At 70.2% G+C, this 19,431-nt stretch carries 15 protein-coding genes; 11 read left to right on the top strand and 4 right to left on the bottom strand.

All coding sequences use genetic code 11. The features are described 5' to 3' along the window. Positions 1–14 precede the first annotated feature (14 nt). The 8 genes from pqqC to JF597_RS15210 are packed head-to-tail and all read left to right on the top strand — an operon-like array spanning position 15 to position 11,627. Positions 15–770, top strand: coding sequence for a pyrroloquinoline-quinone synthase PqqC (pqqC, locus tag JF597_RS15245; protein ID WP_293994416.1), 756 nt, complete (start codon positions 15–17; stop codon positions 768–770). Further along, the gene (gene pqqD / locus JF597_RS15240; RefSeq protein ID WP_293994413.1) at positions 767–1,021 is read left to right on the top strand and encodes a pyrroloquinoline quinone biosynthesis peptide chaperone PqqD; all 255 of its coding nucleotides are present in this window, start codon (positions 767–769) and stop codon (positions 1,019–1,021) included. The genes pqqC and pqqD overlap by 4 nt, the downstream gene beginning before the upstream one ends. After that, positions 1,018–2,109, top strand: coding sequence for a pyrroloquinoline quinone biosynthesis protein PqqE (pqqE, locus tag JF597_RS15235; protein WP_293994411.1), 1,092 nt, complete (start codon positions 1,018–1,020; stop codon positions 2,107–2,109). Before pqqD ends, pqqE begins: the two co-directional genes overlap by 4 nt. Beyond that, entirely contained in the window at positions 2,106–3,290 is a 1,185-nt protein-coding gene (locus tag JF597_RS15230) for a glycoside hydrolase family 88 protein (protein ID WP_293994409.1), read from the top strand. Before pqqE ends, JF597_RS15230 begins: the two co-directional genes overlap by 4 nt. Positions 3,291–3,295: 5 nt before the next feature. Next, complete coding sequence (locus JF597_RS15225) at positions 3,296–4,084, top strand: heparin lyase I family protein (protein WP_293994406.1); 789 nt, start codon at positions 3,296–3,298, stop codon at positions 4,082–4,084. A 12-nt stretch (positions 4,085–4,096) separates the two neighbouring features. Next, positions 4,097–7,339 (top strand): glycosyl hydrolase family 28 protein, encoded by a 3,243-nt coding sequence (locus JF597_RS15220; RefSeq protein ID WP_293994404.1) that lies wholly within the window; start codon positions 4,097–4,099, stop codon positions 7,337–7,339. Beyond that, positions 7,336–9,585, top strand: coding sequence for an alpha-galactosidase (locus JF597_RS15215; protein ID WP_293994401.1), 2,250 nt, complete (start codon positions 7,336–7,338; stop codon positions 9,583–9,585). The genes JF597_RS15220 and JF597_RS15215 overlap by 4 nt, the downstream gene beginning before the upstream one ends. An 11-nt stretch (positions 9,586–9,596) precedes the next feature. After that, positions 9,597–11,627 carry a PQQ-dependent sugar dehydrogenase gene (locus tag JF597_RS15210; RefSeq protein WP_293994398.1) on the top strand — a complete coding sequence of 677 codons (2,031 nt, stop codon included), beginning with the start codon at positions 9,597–9,599 and terminating at the stop codon, positions 11,625–11,627. 7 nt (positions 11,628–11,634) lie between these two features. Here the strand turns inward: JF597_RS15210 and JF597_RS15205 are convergent, their stop codons facing one another. Further along, a complete protein-coding gene (locus JF597_RS15205) occupies positions 11,635–13,461 on the bottom strand; it encodes a long-chain fatty acid--CoA ligase (protein ID WP_293994396.1) in 1,827 nt (608 codons plus the stop codon). Between the two features lie 483 nt (positions 13,462–13,944). Continuing rightward, a complete protein-coding gene (locus JF597_RS15200; protein ID WP_293994394.1) occupies positions 13,945–14,838 on the bottom strand; it encodes a LysR substrate-binding domain-containing protein in 894 nt (297 codons plus the stop codon). Between the two features lie 159 nt (positions 14,839–14,997). Between JF597_RS15200 and JF597_RS15195 the strand changes: the two genes are divergently transcribed. Then, positions 14,998–16,047: a bile acid:sodium symporter family protein gene (locus JF597_RS15195; RefSeq protein ID WP_293994392.1), complete on the top strand. Its 1,050-nt coding sequence runs from the start codon at positions 14,998–15,000 to the stop codon at positions 16,045–16,047. Between the two features lie 187 nt (positions 16,048–16,234). Further along, positions 16,235–16,762, top strand: coding sequence for an isochorismatase family protein (locus tag JF597_RS15190; protein ID WP_293994390.1), 528 nt, complete (start codon positions 16,235–16,237; stop codon positions 16,760–16,762). A 12-nt stretch (positions 16,763–16,774) separates the two neighbouring features. Here JF597_RS15190 and JF597_RS15185 read toward each other — a convergent pair whose 3' ends face one another. Further along, positions 16,775–17,494: an SDR family oxidoreductase gene (locus JF597_RS15185; protein ID WP_293994388.1), complete on the bottom strand. Its 720-nt coding sequence runs from the start codon at positions 17,492–17,494 to the stop codon at positions 16,775–16,777. 138 nt (positions 17,495–17,632) lie between these two features. Between JF597_RS15185 and JF597_RS15180 the strand changes: the two genes are divergently transcribed. Beyond that, positions 17,633–18,469, top strand: a complete 837-nt coding sequence (locus JF597_RS15180; protein ID WP_293994385.1) for a LysR substrate-binding domain-containing protein — start codon at positions 17,633–17,635, stop codon at positions 18,467–18,469. Positions 18,470–18,575: 106 nt separating this feature from the next. On the opposite strand, the gene fdhD is transcribed toward JF597_RS15180, so the two are convergent. Then, positions 18,576–19,424, bottom strand: coding sequence for a formate dehydrogenase accessory sulfurtransferase FdhD (gene fdhD, locus JF597_RS15175; RefSeq protein WP_293994382.1), 849 nt, complete (start codon positions 19,422–19,424; stop codon positions 18,576–18,578). Positions 19,425–19,431 lie beyond the last annotated feature (7 nt).

Genomic DNA, 19,431 nt, shown 5'->3' with positions numbered 1-19,431 from the left:
CTGGGTGAGCCATCATGACCGTCACCGCCGTCCACGCCGGGACGGCCGCCGACCCCTGGCCGGTCCCGGAGTTCACCGAACGGCTGCGCGCCGTCACCGCCGACCGCTACCACGACCGGCACCCCTTCAACCAGCGCATGCACCGGGGTGAGTTGACCCCGGCCGAACTGCGCCGCTGGATCACCAACCGCTTCCACTACCAGCGCCACATCCCCGTCAAGGACGCCCTGATCCTCGCCAAACTTGACCGGCCGGCACTGCGCCGTCCATGGCTGCGGCGCATCCGCGACCACGACGGCAACGCCGAGGGCGAGGGCGGCATCGAGCGCTGGCTGCGCCTCGGCGAGGCCGCCGGGGTCCCCCGCGAACAACTGTGGGACAGCTCCCGGGTGCTGCCCGGGGTGCGCTTCGCGGTCGAGGGGTACGTCACCTTCTGCCGGCTGCGCCCCGCCCTGGACGCGGTCGCCGCCTCCCTCACCGAACTGTCCGCGCCCGGTCTCATGCGCACCCGCATCACCGCCTTCGAACGCCACTACCCGTGGATCGACCCGGCCGGCCTCGGCTACTTCCGCACCCGCGTCGACCAGGGCGCCCGGGACGGCGCGGAGGCCCTCGCGCTGGTCCAGGCCTGGGCCCGCACCCGCGAGGAGCAGCAGCGCGCCGTGGCCGCGCTCGCCTACAAGTGCGAGGTGCTGTGGGCACTGCTCGACGCCGTCGACCGCGGGGACACCGGTGGCTGGGGCGACGCCCGGGACGGCGGCGGGCCATGACCTGGCGGCCCGTCCTCGCCCGCGCGGTCGTACTGCGCCACGACCGGGTCCGTGGCACGGACCTGTTGCTGCTGCCCGAGCGCGTGGTCGTGCTGCACGGCCGGGCGGGCGGGGTGCTCCGGCTGTGCGACGGCAGCCGGGCGGTCCCGGAGATCGTCGCCGAACTGGCCGAGGCGTTCCCGGGCGCCCCGGTCGCGGCCGAGGTCCCGGAGTTCCTGACGGCGTTACGGAAGGAGGGATGGCTGCGATGACGACCCCGGAGCCGGGCAGACCGGCGCCGCCCTGGGCGCTGCTCGCCGAACTCACCCACGCCTGTCCGCTGCGCTGCGGCTACTGCTCGAATCCTGTCCGACTGATCGGTCGGTCAGCGGAGCTGGAGACCGGGCAGTGGAGCGAGGTGTTCCGGCAGGCTGGTGAACTGGGCGTCGTCCAGACCCACCTGTCCGGTGGCGAGCCGCTGCTCAGACGTGATCTGACCGAGTTGGTCGGCGCCGCCGACACCGCCGGCCTGCACACCCAGCTCGTCACCAGCGGACTCGGGCTGAGCGAGCGGCGGCTGGCAGAGCTGGTCGGCGCCGGGCTGCGCGGTGTGCAGCTGTCCGTGCAGCACGCGGAGCCGACCGCCGCCGAACGCATCGCCGGCGCCCGCTCGTTCGCGGCAAAGGAGCGCGCGGCCCGGCTGATCCGGGCGGCGGGCCTGCCCTTCGGCCTGAACGTCGTCCTGCACCGGGGCAACCTGGACGCCGTCGAGGACCTGATCGCGCTCGGTGTGGCCTGGGGCGCGGACCGGATCGAGCTGGCCAACACCCAGTACCACGGCTGGGCGGCCCGCAACCGCGCCGCGCTGCTGCCGCTGCCCGGCCAGGTCGAGCGGGCCCGCGAGGCGGTCCTGCGCTGGCGCCGGCGCCTGGACGAACCGGAGCTGGTCTGGGTCGCCCCCGACCTCCTCACCGGCACGGCGAAACCCTGCATGGGCGGCTGGGGCCGGATCTCGCTCACCGTCACCCCCGACGGCACCGTCCTGCCCTGCCCGGCCGCGGCCACCCTGCCCGGCCTCGACCCGCCCCATGTCAGGGACCGTGAACTGGCCTGGATCTGGGCGGAGTCGAAGGCGTTCAACGCCTACCGGGGCGAGTCCTGGATGCGCGAGCCCTGCCGTGGCTGCGCCCTGCGCACCACCGACTTCGGCGGCTGCCGCTGCCAGGCGTACGCGCTCACCGGAGACGCCCGCAACACCGACCCGGCCTGCCGCCACGCCCCCGCCCACCACCTCGTACCCCGGCGCCGGACCTCCGAGGCCGCCGCCCCCAGAGAAGCCCTTGCAGAAGGAGGACCATGAAACGCCTGCGAGTCGCCCTCGCGGCCGTCGCCCTCACCACCGCCCCCCTGGTCGCGCTCCCTGCGGCCGTCCCCCCGCCCGCCCTCGCCGCGGCCGTCGCCCCGGCCAGGCCGGCCGCGGCCACCGACTGGTCCACCGCGGTCGTCGACTCCACCATGGCCCGCTACACCCCGAGCACCATCGGCGGCTGGTCCTACCCGGTCGGCCTCTACCTCTACGGCCAGTACCTCACCTACCGGCGCACCCACGACCCCCGCTACCTCACCTACATCAAGAACTACGTCGACCGGTTCGTGAAGAGCGACGGCTCCATCGACCAGTCCTTTAACAGCCTGGACAGCATGCAGGCGGGCCGGCTCCTGGTGATTCTGCACCACGAGACGGGCCAGGACCGCTATCGCAAGGCGGCCAAGAAGATCCGCGACCGTCTGAACACCTACCCGCGCACGAGCGACGGCGGCTTCTGGCACGCCGACACCAGCAGCCGCGCCCATCAACTCTGGGCGGACGGCGTCTACATGGTGAACCCGTTCCTCGTCGAGTACGGCAAGGAGTTCGGCGACAGTGCCTACACCGACGACGAGGCGGCGAAGCAGCTGTACGTCTACGGCAGTCATCTGCAGGTCGCGAACGGACTGCTCAAGCACGCCTACGACGAGTCGAAGACCGCCAGTTGGGCCGATCCGCAGACCGGCCTCGCCCCCGAGCACTGGTGCCGGGCCGTCGGCTGGTACTCCATGGCGATCGTCAATGTCCTGGACGCCATTCCGGCGAACCAGGCCCGGCGTCCCCAACTCCTGGCCATCTTCCGCAAGCTGGCCGCCGGTCTGGAGAAGTACCAGGACCCGGCGACCGGCCGCTGGTTCCAGGTGATGGACAAGGGAAACCGGTCCGACGACTGGACCGAGACCTCCTGCTCCAGCATGTTCACCTACGCCCTCTCCCGCGGCGTCCAGCAGGGCTACCTCGACCCGCACTACGCCACCGTCGCGCACCGCGGCTACCAGGGTGTGCTGGCAGAGCTCTCGGTCGGCTCCGACGGCCGCACCAACCTCGCCGACATCTCCATCGGCACCAACGTCGGCGACTACGCGTACTACATCGCACGTGACCGGGCCACCAACGACTTCCACGGTCTGGGCGCCTTCCTGATCATGAACGAACAACTGCGAGGTGACTGAGTGTCATGAGCACAACATCGAGGAGGGCTCTTCTCGGAGCCGCGCTCGCCGGAGCCGCGGGAGCGGCCGTCGGTCTGCCGGCCACCGCCGCACACGCGGCGTCCTGGCAGCTGAAGTGGCAGCCGTCGGCGAGCAGTGACGGCCTGGGCGCGTTCGAGACCGTCGAGGACGACCGCGCCGACTCCCACCCCGCCGGGCATCCGCACATCTTCGCCACCGGCAACAACTGGCGCTTCAACATGCACATGGTCGACCGCGACACCTCGACCGACCGCCAGCGCCAGGAGGTCACCGGCCTGCGCACGAGTTCCAGCAGCTACCTCAAGTGGAACCAGGGCCAGACCTGGCGGGTGACGTACTCGATGTACATCCCGAGCTCGCTGAAGGCGACCACCACCTTCACCCACATCATGCAGATGAAGCAGCCCGGCTCCGGCACCTCGCCGATCGTCACGCAGTCGCTGCGCCGGGTGAACGGCAAACAGACCATCGAGCTGAACCTCGCCACCGACGGCATCATCGTCGGCCGTGCCGACCTCGACCCGCTGCACGACACATGGACCGACGTCGACTTCCAGATCAAGGTCGGCAACGGCTCCGCGGGTTCGGTCCGCTGGATCCTCAAGTCCGGCGGCGCCACCGTGATCGACGTCTCGAAGACGGGCGTGGACACCTTCCTGGCCGACCGGGTGCGTCCGAAGTGGGGCATCTACCGCTCCCTGGGCGACACCTCGGGTTCGCTCCAGGACACCTATCTCCTGCTCACCAACCTCCGCGGCTACCAACAGGTGTGAGGAACCGCCACCATGAAACCCCCCACCGCCGAGCGGCGCAGTGCCGCCGCAATCATCCTGTTCGTCCTCGCCGTCGTCCTCGGCCTCTCCCACCCCGCGGCCCTCGCCGCCCCGCAGACCGCCGCACCGCGTGCCGGCGCCGTCTACGACGTGCGTGACTACGGCGCCAAGGGTGACGGTTCCACCAACGACAGCCCTGCCATCGACAAGGCCATCACGGCCGCGAACGCGGCCGGCGGCGGCACCGTCCGCTTCACCGCCGGCACCTACAAGTCCAAGAACACCCTCCACATGAAGAGCCATGTGACGCTCCAGCTCGACAAGGGCGCCACCCTCCAGGGCTCCAGCGCGGACACCTACGACAAGGCCGAGTCCAACCCGTACGACTCCTACCAGGACTACGGGCACAGCCACTTCCACGACGCGATGATCTACGGCGACAAGCTCACCGACATCGGCTTCGTCGGACAGGGCGTCATCGACGGCGCGGGCAACCTGATCACCGGCAACCCGAAGACCGGTGAGGCCGACAAGATCATCTCGCTGACCCGGTGCGACGGCCTGCGGCTCGGCGACGGCCTCACGCTGCGCCGCGGCGGCCACTTCGCGGCCCTCATCAACGGCTGCACCAACGTGACCTCCGACCACCTGACGATCGACACCGCGAGCGACCGCGACGGCTGGAACGTCATCTCCACCACCAACGCCACGATCACCAACGCCACCATCCACGCCAACGACGACGCCCTGGTCTTCAAGAGCGACTACGCGCTCGGCGCCAAGCTGCCCAACGGGCATGTGCGGGTGAGCGATTCGCTGCTCGGCGCCAAGTGCTGCAACGCCCTGATGTTCGGCTCGGAGACCTGCGGCGACTTCTCGGACTACCAGTTCGAGAACATCCGCATCGACGGCGCCGACAAGTCCGGTCTCGGCATGGTCTCCATGGACGGCTCGAAGATCTCCGACGTCCACTACCGCGACATCACGATGACGAACGTGCACTCGCCGATCATGGAGAAGATCGGCACCCGCAAACGCTGCGGCAACAGCCCGGGTGTCGGATCGATCAGTGATGTCACGTACGACAACATCACCGCCACCGGCAACAGCCCCTCCTTCAGCCCGACCCTGTGGGGCGAGTCCGGGCACCGCATCAACGGCGTCACCTTCAACAACGTCAACATCACGGTCCCCGGCGGCAACGGCACCATGTCCACGGGCGTGCCGAGCAACGACTCGACCGACTACAACCCGAAGAGCATCGGCACCCGGCCCGCCTACGGCTGGTACCTGCACAACGCAGACAACGTCCAGTTCACCGACAGCTCGGTCAAGTTCGCCTCGAACGACGGCCGGCCCGCGTTCGTCGCCAACGCGGCAAGCGGCATCCGGCTCACCCGGTTCACCGCGCAGAAGGGCAGCAACTCGCCCTTCGACGTGGGCTTCCAGGACGTCACCGGCGGCTGCCTGACGGACAGCCACAACACCTCCGGCGGCGCCCTGCGGGTCTCGGGAGGCCAGGACTGCGGCAGTAGTGCGGCAGTGAAGCCGCTCGACCTGGAGAACCCCCGCCAGGACTTCCTCCGCGCCTCCGTCGGCGGCCTGTTCCTGCACTGGGGCCTGCGCACCGCACCGGCCCACACCAGCTGCACCGCCTGGGAGAACGACGTCACCAACGGCGGCTGGACCCCCGACTACTGGGTGAAGGAGGCCCAGAAACTGCACACCCAGTACCTGGTCCTGGCCACCTTCCACAGCCGGCTGGGCTACGCCCGCCCCTGGCCCTCCAAGATCCCCGGCTCCTGCTCCACCAAGCGGGACTTCCTCGGGGAGCTGATCACCGCCGCCAAGGCCAAGGGCATGAAGGTCATCCTCTACATGACCAACGACCCGCAGTGGCACGACGAGGGCGGCCACGAGTGGCTCGACTCCGCCGCGTACTCCGCCTACAAGGGCAAGAACGTCGACCTGACCACCAACGACGGCTTCGGCCAGTTCAGTTACGACAACTTCTTCGAGGTCATGGACCGCTATCCCGACCTCGGGGGCTTCTGGATCGACAACGACAACTCCTACTGGGAGAGCCACAACCTCTACCAGCAGATCTACGACAAGCGCCCGAACTACACGCTCAGCAACAACAACGAAGACACGCCGATCATGGACATGATCAGCAATGAGCAGAAGACGGGCATGACGCCGTCCTACGACTACCCCCAGGCCGTCTACACCGCCCAGCCCCGCCTGACCGAGGCCGACTTCAAGCTGCCCTCGACCGGCGCCTGGTGGTACGACGGCTCCGACCCGTCCGTCGACAAGATGCTGACCCTCGGCCGCCTCGTCACCAACGTCGGCTCCTCGGTGAAGGCCCTGATGGCCGAGACCGCCCAGGTCAACGGGAAGTTCCCATCGAACCAGGCCGCCTTCAACAACTTCGCCGACTCCTACCTCGACCCCATCTGGGAGTCGTTGCACGGCACCGAGGGCGGCGGCTACATGTACGGCGGCCTCAAGCCCGGCGCCTGGAACGACGGCGCGTACGGCGTGACGACCATCGCCAAGGACGACGCGAACCGGCAGTACATCCACGTCCTGACCCCGCCCAGCACCAGCACGCTGCGCGTGCGGGACAACGGCTACCGCATCGCCTCCGTCACCAACCTCCGCACGGGAGCGCCCGTGTCGTGGTCGCAGTCCGGCGGCGTGCTCACCCTGAACGGGCTCGGCAACTGGGACCCGTACGACACGGTCTTCAAGGTCACGACGGCCGGCCGCCAGGGCATCCTCACCGGCGTCAAGGTCAGCGCGAGCGCCTCCGCGAGCGGGCACGCCGCGTCGGCGGCCGGTGACGGCGACTACCTCACCTACTGGGACAACAACAAGACGCTGCCCGTGAACCTCACCTTCGACCTCGGCTCGGCCAAGAAGGTGCAGTACATCGGGCTCAACCAGCGCGAGGACTCCGTGGCCTACGCCCGCTCGGACACCGAGCAGTCCGCGCGGATCAAGGACTACAAGGTGTACGTCAGCAACGACGGCACCAACTGGGGGAGCGCGGTCAAGACCGGCCAGCTGCCCAGTCGCCGGGGCATCCAGGGCATCGACCTGACCGCGGCCAACGCCCGCTACGTCCGGCTCGAGGTCGACACCACCTGGGCGGCCTCCAGCGACACCACCCGCTACAAGCGACTGCGGGTCGACGAGGCGTGGATCGGCACGTCGTACGCCACACCCGAGAACGGGGGACAGTCGTGATCCGGTTCAGATCGCTCACGGCCGCGGCGGCGGGCCTGCTCATCGCGGCGGCGGTGCCGCTCGTGGGTACCGCCCACCCGGCGGCCGCCTCCGACAACGGCCAGTCCGCACGGCCCGCCATGGGCTGGTCCAGCTGGAGCTTCGTGCGCCGCACGCCGACCGAGGCGAAGATCAAGGCGCAGGCCGACGCGCTGGTCTCCAGCGGCCTGAAGGACCACGGCTTCGTCTATGTCAACCTCGACGACTTCTGGCAGAAGTGCGACTCCAACGGCTTCACCGTGGACGGCTACGGCCGCTGGGCCGTCGACACCGGCAAGTTCCCGGACGGCATCAAAGGGGTGGCCGACTACGTCCACTCCAAGGGCCTGAAGTTCGGCTTCTACGTCACCCCCGGCATCGCGAAGAACGCCGTCACCAAGAACACGCCGATCGAGGGCACCTCGTACCACGCGAAGGACATCGCGGACACGTCCACGACCGAGAAGAACTACAACTGCAAGAACATGTACGCCATCGACTACTCCAAGCCGGGCGCGCAGGACTTCGTCAACTCCTGGGCCAAGCAGTTCGCGTCCTGGGGTGTCGACTACCTGAAGATCGACGGGGTGGGCAGCGCCGACATCCCCGACGTCCAGGCCTGGGACAAGGCGCTGCGGGCGAGCGGACGGCCCATCAACTTCGCCCTGTCCAACAACCTGCCGATCGCCGACGCCGCCACCTGGCGGAAACTGGCGAACAGCTGGCGCACCCAGGGTGACGTCGAGTGCTACTGCGGGCCGGGGAGCAACGGCAGCGGCTATCCGCTGACCGACTGGTCCCACGTCTCCAAGCGCTTCGACTCGGCCGCCTCCTGGCAGCAGTACGCCGGCCCCGGCGGCTGGAACGACCTGGACTCGCTGGAGATCGGCAACGGCGACCAGGTGGGCCTGACGGCGGACCAGCGCCGCTCGCACTTCACGCTCTGGTCGATGGCGGCGGCCCCGCTGCTGCTGGGCACCGACCTCACCCAGCTCGACCCCGTCGACAAGGCGATGCTGACCAACGACCGGCTGATCGGCGTCGACCAGGACGGGGTCGCCGCGAAGCGGATCGTGAGCAGCGGTGTGAAGCAGGTCTGGAGCAAGAAGGAGAGCGACGGGCAGTACGTCGTGGCCCTGTTCAACACCGGTACCTCGGGCAACGCCACGGTGAGCGTGAACTGGTCGCAGGTCGGCTTCAGCGGCTGGGGCGACGTGACCGACCTCTGGTCCGGATCCCACAAGGGCGTGATCGCCGACTCCTACAGCGCGACCCTGCGTCCGGGCGAGACCAGGCTCATCCGGGTCAAGCCCGTCAACTCCCTGAAGACGGCGGCCGCTTCGCCGGGATTCGCCGTGGCCCCCTACGAGTACCTCGGCTGGGGCAGCCCCCAGAACCCGACCTCCGTGATGTCCGCGACCGGCGTCAAGTGGTTCACGCTCGCCTTCATCCTCTCCGACGGCACCTGCAACCCGAAGTGGGACGGCTCCCGCCCGCTGACCGGGGGCAGCGACCAGTCCACCATCAACGCGATCAGAGCGGCGGGCGGTGACGTCGTCGTCTCCGTCGGCGGCTGGAGCGGGAACAAGCTCGGCGAGAAGTGCTCCAGCGCCTCCGCGCTCGCCGGCGCGTACCAGAAGGTGATCAACGCCTACAAGCTGAAGGCACTCGACATCGACATCGAGAACACCGAGTGGTCCAACGCGACCGTGCGGCAGCGGGTCGTCGACGCGCTGAAGACGGTGAAGGCGAACAACCCGGGCCTGAAGACCGTCATCACCTTCGGCACCACCTCCAGCGGCCCCGACTCCACCGGCACCGACATGATCAAGCGGGCCGCGAACTCCGGTCTGGCGAACGACGTCTGGTGCATCATGCCGTTCGACTTCGGCGGCGGCACCACGAACATGGGCAGCCTCACCACCAAGGCCATGGAAGGCCTCAAAGCGCAGGTGAAGTCGGCGTACGGCTACAGCGACGCCACCGCCTACACGCACATCGGGCTGTCGTCGATGAACGGCAAGACCGACGACTCCGGTGAGCGGGTCAGGGTGGCCGACTTCAAGACCATGCTCGCCTACGCCCAGCAGCACCACATCGGGCGGCTCACCTACTGGGCCGTCAACCGCGACCGGGCCTGCGGCTCGGGCACCGACGGCGACGCCTGCAGCGGCGTGACGCAGCAGCCGTACGACTACCTCAAGGTCTTCACCCAGTACACGGGCTGAGGGGAACATCCGTGAACATCAGAAGAGTTCTGCCGTACGGCGTCGCGGCGGCCCTGGCGCTGCCGCTCGCCGGACTCGGCCAGGGCACCGCGCTGGCCGCCCCCGACTACCAGGCCGAGGACGCGACGATCTCCCAGGGCACCGTCGCCACCAACCACACCGGGTACACCGGCACCGGATTCGTCGACTACACCAACGTCAACGGCTCCTACGTGGAGTTCACGGTGAGCGCGGCCTCCGCCGGCACCTCCGCCCTCACCCTGCGCTACGCCAACGGGACCTCCACCGACCGGCCGATGGACATCTCCGTCAACGGCACGGTCGTCGCCTCCGGGGTGTCCTTCCCGGCCACCGCCGACTGGAACACCTGGGTCACCAAGACCGTCAACGTCCCGCTGAGCGCGGGCACCGACAAGATCAGGGCCACCGCCACCACGGCCAACGGCGGCCCCAACCTCGACCGCGTCAGCCTCGACGCGGCCGCCGACACCCAGGCCCCGTCCCGCCCCGGGCAGCCCAGCTGCTCGGACATCGGCGAGGACGCGCTCACCCTGGCCTGGGGCGCGGCCACGGACAACGTGGGCGTGAGCGCGTACGACATCTACGAGCACGGCAACAAGATCAGCGAGGCGCCGGGGAGCTCGACCTCCAAGGCGCTGACCGGGCTCACCCCCAACACCGACTACAACCTCACCGTGATCGCCCGCGACGCGGCCGGCAACACCTCGCCCGCCAGCCCGGTCGTCGACTGCACCACCAAGCCCAGCTCCGACACCATCCCGCCGAGCAAGCCGGGCACGCTGTCCGCGAGCAACGTGACCGCGAACAGCGCCGACCTCAAGTGGGGCGCCTCGACCGACGACAGGGCGGTCGTCGCCTACGACGTGCGCAGCGACACCACCGTCTACGACACCGTCACCAGCGGCACGTCCACCACGCTCACCGGACTCGCGTGCAACAGCCCCTACAGCCTGAACGTCGTCGCCCGGGACGCGGCCGGCAACGTCTCCGAGCCCGGCAACACCGTCACCTTCACCACGAAGGCGTGCGCGACCGACGGTGGCGTCCCCTCCTCGATCGCGACGCTCTCCAGCGGCTGGACCATCCCCTGGGGCACCTACTGGATGCCCGACGGCAAGACCGCCCTGGTCACCGAGCGGGACGACTTCAAGGTCTGGAAGGTCACCAAGGACGGCACGAGGACCCAGGTCGGCACCGTCCCGAACGCCGTCACCACCAACGGCGAGGGCGGCCTGCTCGGCGTCGCCGTCGACCCCAAGTGGGAGACCAACCACTACGTCTACTTCATGCACACCGCGGACGAGGGCAACCGGGTCGTGCGCATGACCTACGACGGCACCAAGCTCAGCGACTACAAGATCCTCCTCCAGGGCATCAAGAAGAACCGCTACCACAACGGCGGCCGGCTCCTCTTCGGCCCCGACGGCTACCTCTACGTCTCCACCGGGGAGGCCCAGACACCCGACCTGGCCCAGGACAAGAACTCCCTCAACGGCAAGATCCTGCGCATGACGACCGACGGGAAACCGGCCCCCGGCAACCCCTTCGGCAACTACGTCTACAGCCTCGGCCACCGCAACCCGCAGGGCCTCGCCTTCGACCGCAACGGGCGCCTGTGGGAGGCCGAGTTCGGCAACAGCTCCAAGGACGAGCTGAACCTGATCAAGCCGGGCGCCAACTACGGCTGGCCGACCTGCGAGGGCACCTGCTCGGTCGCCGGGATGACCAACCCCAAGGCCACCTGGAACGTCTCCGAGGCGTCCCCGAGCGGTATCGCCATCGTCCGCAACGTCGTCTACATGGCCTCGCTGCGCGGCGAACGGCTCTGGCGCATCCCGATCAACGGCGACACCGAGAACGTCGGCACCCCGACGGCGTACTACGTGGGAACCTACGGCCGGCTGCGGACCGTGACCAAGGTGCCGGGCGCCGACCAGCTGTGGCTGTCCACCACCAACTGCGACAACAACGGAAACGAGCCGGACGGATCCGACAAGATCTTCCGGGTCAACATCAGTTGATCGGATGTCAGGCCCGGTACAGGGCCTCGACCTCGTTGGCGTAGGCGTTCTCGATCGCCTTGCGCTTCAGCTTCAACGACGGGGTCAGCAAGCCGTGTTCCTCGGTGAACGGCTGGGCGAGGATACGGAACGTACGGATCGACTCGGCCTGCGAGACCAGGGTGTTGGCGGCCACCACCGCGCGCCGCACCTCGGTCTCCAGGTCGGCGTCCCGCACCAGCTGGGCCGCGGACATCTGGGGCTTGCCGCGCATGGTCAGCCAGTGCTCGACCGCCTCGGTGTCGAGGGTGACCAGGGCGGCGATGTACGGGCGGTCGTTGCCGACGACGATGCACTGGTTGACCAGCGGGTGGTCCCGCACCCGCTCCTCCAGGACGCCGGGGGAGACGCTCTTGCCGCCGGAGGTCACCAGGATCTCCTTCTTGCGGCCGGTGATCGTCAGATAGCCGTCCTCGTCGAGGGAGCCCAGGTCCCCGGTGGCCAGCCAGCCGTCGTGCAGGGTGGCGTCGGTGGCCTTCTGGTTGTTCAGGTAGCCCTGGAAGACGTTGCCGCCGTGCAGCCAGATCTCCCCGTCGTCCGCGATGTGCACGGTGGTGCCGGGGATGGCCTGGCCGACCGTGCCGTACCGGGTGCGCTCGGGCGGGTTGGCGGTGGCGGCCGCCGTCGACTCCGTCAGGCCGTAGCCCTCGTAGATCTGCACGCCCGCGCCGGCGAAGAACAGGCCGAGCCGGCGGTCCATGGCCGAGCCGCCGGACATCGCGTTGCGGATCCTGCCGCCCATCGCCGTGCGCACCTTGGCGTAGACAAGCTTGTCGAAGAGCTGGTGCTGCATGCGCAGCGACGCCGACGGTCCGGGACCGGTGCCCCAGGCCTTCGCCTCGACGGCGTCCGCGTACTTCACCGCGATCTCGACGGCCTTCTCGAACGGCCCGCCCTTGCCGTCCTTCTCCGCCTTGCGCCGCGCCGCGTTGAACACCTTCTCGAAGATGTACGGCACGGCGAGGATGAACGTCGGCCGGAACGCGGCCAGGTCGGGCAGCAGCGCCGCCGCGTGCAGCTGCGGCTGGTGGCCGAAGCGGACCCCGTGCCGGATCGCCGCCACCTCCACCATGCGCCCGAAGACGTGCGCGAGGGGCAGGAAGAGCAGGGTGGAGACCTCCTCGCCCTTCTTCGCGCGGAACACCGACTCCCAGCGGGCGACGACCGTGTCCGCCTCGTACATGAAGTTCCCGTGCGACAGGACGCAGCCCTTGGGGCGGCCCGTGGTGCCCGAGGTGTAGATGATCGTGGCCACCGAGTCGGGCGTGACCGCCTGCCGGTGCCGTTGCACCACCTCGTCGTCGAGGTGCGCGCCCGCGTCGTACAGCTCCTGGACCGCACCCTCGTCCAGCTGCCACAGCTGGCGCAGCTGCGGCAGCCGGTCGATGACGGTGGCGATCGTCATCGCGTGGTCCTCGTGCTCCACGATCGCCGCCGTGCACTCGGCGTCGTACAGCATCCAGAAGCACTGCTCCGCCGACGAGGTCGGGTAGACCGGCACCACCTGGGCACCGATGGTCCACAGCGCGAAGTCGAACAGCGTCCACTCGTAGCGGGTGCGGGACATGATGGCGACCCGGTCGCCGAAGCGGATGCCCCGGGCCAGGAGCCCCTTGGCGAGGGCGAGGACCTCGTCGCGGAACTCGGCCGCGGTCACATCACGCCACTGGCCGAGCTCGTCCTTGCGGCCCAGCGCGATGTGCAGCGGGTCCGTCTGGGCACGCTCGAACACGCTGTCGGCCAGACCGCCGACCGGCGGCGCCGACGCCAACGGCGGGTTGGTGAACTCGCGCAAACCCCGCTCCCCGCTCCTCGCTCCACAGTGACGGTAGTAGTGACGCTCTGCACGGCGCCGTGAAAGCTACCCCACCGGAAGACCGTTCGGGAGGGGGTGCGAAAACGAGCATTGCTCTCGTATGACCGCGTTCACGTCCGGAAAATACGCCCACATGGGGAAGGGCCGGACAGAATCCCTACGGTTCAGTAAGTTCCGCCTCCGTAATCTCCACGGAATCTGTACCACCCGATTACGGCCTCCGGCCCCTTACCCGCCGGTCACGTCCGGGGTGGAACAGCCCCCTGTGACGACTGCGCCGGGGTGGCCGATTCCGTTACTCCGTGCGTCCCGTCGCGCGAACGGTGCAGGCGGCGGGAAGCGGCCGTACGGCGGAACCCGGCGGGAGTGGCCGTGCTGGAGCTGGAATCCGACACGCTGGACCCGTTGGACGTGCAACTGCTCAGCGCGCTGGAGGTCGACGGCCGCGCCTGCGCGGCCGGGTCATGCAGGCGATCTCCGTGCCGCCGCAGGCCAGCCCGATCTCAAGCGGGCTCCGCTGGTCAGGATTGCCGCTGCCAGGGCGTCCGCCGCTGCCTGTGCCGGTGATCGCCTCGGGCCGTGTACGAGCACGAAGTCGACCTTGCCCAGTTCCGGCAGGCCCGCGCGGTCCGGGACGCGGAACAGGCCCGGGGGGATCAGGCCCTTCGAGTGGGCCATCACGCCCAGGCCCGCCTGGGCCGCCGCGAGCAGGCCGTTGAGGCTCCCGCTCGTGCAGACGATGCGCCATTCGCGGCCCTGGCGCTCCAGCGCCTCCAGGGCCAGCGCGCGGGTGATGCCCGGCGGGGGATAGACGATCAGCGGGACCGGGCGGGCGGGGTCCAGGCGGAGCCGTTCCGCGCCGATCCACACCAGGTCGTCGTGCCAGACCAGCTCGCCCGTCGGGTCCTCGGTGCGCCGCTTGGCCAGTACCAGGTCCAGCTTCCCGGCGGCCAGCTGCTCGTGCAGGGTGCCCGAGAGCTCCACCGTCAGCTCGAGGTCGACCTCGGGGTGGTCGTGGCGGAAGCCCTCCAGGATCTCCGGCAGCCGGGTGAGGACGAAGTCCTCCGACGCGCCGAAGCGGAGCCGGCCGCGGACCCGGGTGCCGGTGAAGAAGGCCGCCGCCTGCTCGTGCACCTCCAGGATCCGGCGGGCGAAACCGAGCATCGCCTCGCCGTCCTCGGTCAGCTCCACGGAGTGCGTGTCCCGGGAGAACAGCTGGCGGCCGGCCGCGTCCTCCAGGCGGCGCACATGCTGGCTCACCGTGGACTGGCGCAGCCCGAGCCGCCGGGCGGCCTGGGTGAAGCTGAGCGTCTGGGCGACCGCCAGGAAGGTGCGCAGCTGTGAAGGGTCGTACACTCGGACATGTTATCGCGGATCGCGATGGCAGTCAGAGCGGTATGCCGGATTCCCGATCAAGTGTCGGAGGAGGACGATGGAGGGGGCCCTTCCGGCCCCGGCGAGAACCCGGCCGTACCGGCCGGCACGACACCCTGACCGACCCGCAAGTGGAGCACCGTGAAACGCCTGACCTGGCCCAGTCGGATGCCGATCGACCCGTACGTCCTGCTGTTGCTCGGGACGGTAGGCCTCGCCGCGCTCCTTCCGGCCCGGGACACGGCCGCCGACGTGGCCTCCGGCGCCTCCACGGCCGCGATCGCCTTTCTCTTCTTCCTCTACGGCGCCCGTCTGTCCACCCGTGAGGCCGTCGAGGGGCTGCGGCACTGGCGGCTCCACGTCACGGTCCTGGTCTGCACCTTCGTGATCTTCCCGGTGCTCGGCCTGGCGGCCCGCGGCCTGGTGCCGGTCCTGCTCACCCATCCGCTCTACCAGGGCTTGCTGTTCCTGACCCTGGTGCCCTCCACCATCCAGTCCTCGATCGCCTTCACCTCCATCGCCCGCGGCAACGTGCCGGCCGCGATCTGCGCCGGCTCCTTCTCCTCGCTGGTCGGCATCGTCCTCACGCCGCTGCTCGCCGCCGCGCTGCTCGGCAACAGCGGCGGCGGGTTCTCCGCGGACTCGATCGTGAAGATCGTGCTCCAGCTGCTGGTGCCGTTCGTCGCCGGGCAGCTGCTGCGCCGGTGGATCGGGGACTTCATCGCCCGGCACAAGAGGATCCTCGGCCTGGTCGACCGCGGCTCCATCCTGCTCGTCGTCTACACCGCGTTCAGCGAGGGCATGGTCCGGGGCATCTGGCACCAGGTCAGCGCAGTCCGGCTGGCCGGGCTGCTCGCCGTCGAGGCCGTGCTGCTCGCCGTGATGCTCCTGCTGACCTGGTACGGCGCCAAGGCGCTCGGCTTCGGCCGCGGGGACCGCATCGCCATCCAGTTCGCCGGGTCGAAGAAGTCCCTCGCCTCCGGGCTGCCGATGGCCAGCGTCCTCTTCGGCGCCCACGCCTCGCTGGCCGTGCTGCCGCTGATGCTCTTCCACCAGATGCAGCTCATGGTGTGCGCGGTGATCGCCAAGCGTCGCGCCCACGACCCGGAGGCCCAGGAGGAGGCCGCGTCGCCGCCCGCCCCGGCGGCCCAGTCACGTCCGGCGGTCGGCACGGGGACGACCGGCCGCTGAGCCACCGGTCAGGGGATCGGCCCGACCCTGACCGGGTCCGCCCCGGGTCCCGATCGCCCGGCGGGGCCGAAGCCCCCTTCCCCCGACACGCCGCCCGCCCCGCTGTCGGCTGCGGAACGCGACCCGTTCACGGGCCTGTTGATCCGGATTTCCGGTACGGACGGCTCATGAAGGCTAACGTTCCGTCATGACCGCACCCCTGACGCTCGATCCGGCGCGCACCGCCCTCGTCCTCGTCGACCTGATGGACCGCATCGTCGCGCTGCCTCTGGAGCCCCGCAAAGGCACCGACGTCCTGCACACCGCCGAGGAGCTGGCCCGCGCCTTCCGCGCCGCCGGCGCGCCCGTGGTGCTGATCCGCGTCGAGCGGCCCTCCCTCGCCGAGCAGCCGCCGGGCAGCGGACTCGTCGCCGGACTCCGGAAGGAGGGGGACGTGGAGATCGTCAAGCGGACGATCGGCGGCTTCCAGGGCACGGAACTCGACGCCCGGCTGCGCCGGCTCGGCGTCACCCGGCTGGTGTTCGGCGGTATCGCCACCAACCTCGGCGTCGAGTCCACCGCCCGCGCCGCCGCCGACCTCGGCTACGACCTGGTCTTCGTCGAGGACGCCATGGCCGCCCTCACCGGCGCCGAGCACGAGGCCTCCGTCCGGCTCGACTTCCCGCGCCTCGGCACGGTCGTCACCGCCGCCGACGTCCGCCTCGGCCCCGCCTGACCGCCCGGTCGCTCAGACCAGCGTCCCGCCGCCGTCCACGACCACCACCGACCCGGTGCTGTACCCCCCACGCATCAGGTACAGGTACGCCTCCGCCACATCCGCCGGCTCGCCCATCCGCCCCACCGGCAGCGACTCGGCGGACGACCGGAAGAGCTCCTCGCGGACCGGCTCCGGCAGGTCCCGCCACAGCTCGGTCCGCACCACCCCCGGCGAGACCACGTTGACCCGCACCGGCGCCAGCTCCACGGCCAGCGCCCGGGTCAGCGACTCCATCGCCCCGCACAGCGCCGACGCGACACTCGAACCGGACAGCGGCCGGCGCCCCGCCGTGCCCGTGGTCAGCACCACCGACCCGCCCGGGCGGAGCGACCCGGCGCCGTACTTCACCGCCGCGTACGCGCCCCACAGCCGGGTGTCCAGGAAGCTCCGGGCCGCCGCGATGTCCGTGTCGGCCAGCGTCTCCAGCAGGATCGAGTCACCGGCCGTGTACACCAGGTGGTCGAACGCCCCGATCCGCGTGAAGAAGCCGCGCACCGCGTCCTCGTCGGACGCGTCCAGCACCTGTCCCTCGGTGCCCTCCGGCAGCACCTTCAGCGCCGCGTCGACGCTCTCCTGCCGGCGCGAGGCGACGACCACCCGTGCGCCCTCCCGCGCCGCGCCCTCCGCGACCGCGAGCCCGATACCCGAGGTACCCCCGATGACGACGACGCGCTGTCCCTGCAGAGCCATGGCTGATCCCTTTCCAAGCCGGTGTTTCCGTCCCGTTCGGACGTCTCCAGCCTGCGGTCCCGCTCCCTCGGCCGTCCAAGACCTCTTTCGGCGTCGGCGATACCCTGAAGACATCGCCACCGGGAAGGAGCCGCGGTCATGGACCTGGATCTGCGCAAGGTCCGCTACTTCACGGCGGTCGCCGAACTCCTCCACTTCGGCCGGGCGGCGGAGCGGCTGCACATCGCCCAGCCCGTGCTGAGCCGACAGATCCGCGCCCTGGAGAAGGACTTGGGGGCCGAGCTGTTCGTACGGGACAGCCACGGCGTGACGCTGACCGACGGCGGGTACCAACTCCTCGAAGAAGCCCGTCAGTTGCTGGCCGCAGCCGACGGGGCCCGGCGCCGGGTCGTGCAGGCGGCGCGCGGCCGGCGGCGGCTCGTCGTCGGTTTCCGCGCCGGTGTCGTCGTCACCCGGGCCCTGCGTGCCTTCACCGCGGCACATCCGGACGTCGAGGCCAATGCCCGCCGGGTGGAATGGGACGACCAGGAGGACCTGATCCTCGACGGCACGGTCGACATCGCCTATGTACGGCTGCCGGTCCGGGAGGCGGGTCTCGAACTGCGGCCCCTTTACAGCGAGCCCCGCGTGGCCATGCTCCCCGACCGGCACCGGCTCGCCGGGAAGCAGGAGATCTCCCTCTCGGACCTCGACGGCGAGCGGTGGCTCCGCTACAACGACCCCCGGCCCGGCGACCTGCCGCTGCGTACCATCGAGGAGAAGTTCGAGTGCGTGGCCGCCGGCACCGCGATCACGATGGTGCCGCGCTCGGCCGCCGAGCAGTACTCCCGCTCCGACATCGTCTACGTCCCGGTCGTCGACGCAGAACCCGACCGGGTGCTGCTGGCCTGGGCGGCCGGCCGTCGCTCCCCGCTGGTCGCCGCCTTCGCCGAGGCGGCGGCGCGCGTCGCGGGAGCGGGGGCCGACTCCGGCTGAGGCGCGTTTCGCGGCGCCGCGGGACACCGGACCGAGGCGGGGCCCCTGCGGCGCAGGGGGCGCTCCCCGCCGGTCGGGGCCCCGCCGCCGTGCCGCGGGGAACCGGTCAGCCCTGGGCGGCCGCGGCCCGCAGGGCGATACGGTCCTCGCCCGCGTACACGTTCATGTTGCTGCCGCGCAGGAAACCGACCAGGGTCAGCCCGGTCTCCGCCGCCAGGTCCACCGCCAGCGAGGACGGCGCGGAGACCGCCGCGAGCATCGGGATGCCGGCCATCACGGCCTTCTGCGCCAGCTCGAAGGAGGCGCGCCCGGAGACCAGCAGGATCGTCCGGGACAGCGGCAGGTCGCCGTTCTGCAGGGCCCGGCCGACCAGCTTGTCCACCGCGTTGTGCCGGCCCACGTCCTCGCGGACGTCCAGCAGCTCGCCGTCCTCCGTGAACAGGGCCGCCGCGTGCAGCCCCCCGGTCCGGTCGAAGACCCGCTGCGCGGCGCGGAGCCGGTCGGGGAGGCTCGCGAGCAGCTCGGGCTCCACCCGGACCGGGGGAGTGTCGGCTATCGGCCAGCGGGCCGTCGTACGCACCGCGTCGAGGCTCGCCTTGCCGCACAGCCCGCAGGACGAGGACGTGTAGACGTTCCGCTCCAGGGTGAAGTCCGGGAGCGTGACGCCCGGCGTGGTCCGCACGTCGACCACGTTGTAGGTGTTGGACCCGTCGACGGTGGCGCCCGCGCAGTACACGATGTTCTGCAGGTCGCCGGCGGCCGCCAGCACCCCCTCGCTCACCAGGAACCCGGCCGCCAGCGCGAAGTCGTCGCCGGGCGTGCGCATGGTGATGGCGAGGGGTTTCCCGTTGAGTCTGATCTCCAGCGGTTCCTCGGCGACGAGCGTGTCCGGCCGGGCGGAGACCGCTCCGTCGCGGATGCGGATGACCTTGCGTCGTTCCGTGACTCGTCCCATGTCCTGA

It is taken from the genome of Streptomyces sp., from assembly GCF_019510245.1.
Taxonomy (GTDB): Bacteria; Actinomycetota; Actinomycetes; order Streptomycetales; family Streptomycetaceae; genus Streptomyces.
This window is presented reverse-complemented; position numbering and strand designations above follow the sequence as displayed.

Excerpts from the sequence above, each read along its gene's own strand:
- pqqC (WP_293994416.1), top strand. The coding sequence starts at position 15 with ATGACCGTCACCGCCGTCCACGCCGGGACGGCCGCCGACCCCTGGCCG.
- pqqD (WP_293994413.1), top strand. The coding sequence starts at position 767 with ATGACCTGGCGGCCCGTCCTCGCCCGCGCGGTCGTACTGCGCCACGAC.
- pqqE (WP_293994411.1), top strand. The coding sequence starts at position 1,018 with ATGACGACCCCGGAGCCGGGCAGACCGGCGCCGCCCTGGGCGCTGCTC.
- JF597_RS15230 (WP_293994409.1), top strand. The coding sequence starts at position 2,106 with ATGAAACGCCTGCGAGTCGCCCTCGCGGCCGTCGCCCTCACCACCGCC.
- JF597_RS15225 (WP_293994406.1), top strand. The coding sequence starts at position 3,296 with ATGAGCACAACATCGAGGAGGGCTCTTCTCGGAGCCGCGCTCGCCGGA.
- JF597_RS15220 (WP_293994404.1), top strand. The coding sequence starts at position 4,097 with ATGAAACCCCCCACCGCCGAGCGGCGCAGTGCCGCCGCAATCATCCTG.
- JF597_RS15190 (WP_293994390.1), top strand. The coding sequence starts at position 16,235 with ATGACCGCACCCCTGACGCTCGATCCGGCGCGCACCGCCCTCGTCCTC.
- JF597_RS15185 (WP_293994388.1), bottom strand. The coding sequence starts at position 17,494 with ATGGCTCTGCAGGGACAGCGCGTCGTCGTCATCGGGGGTACCTCGGGT.
- JF597_RS15180 (WP_293994385.1), top strand. The coding sequence starts at position 17,633 with ATGGACCTGGATCTGCGCAAGGTCCGCTACTTCACGGCGGTCGCCGAA.
- fdhD (WP_293994382.1), bottom strand. The coding sequence starts at position 19,424 with ATGGGACGAGTCACGGAACGACGCAAGGTCATCCGCATCCGCGACGGA.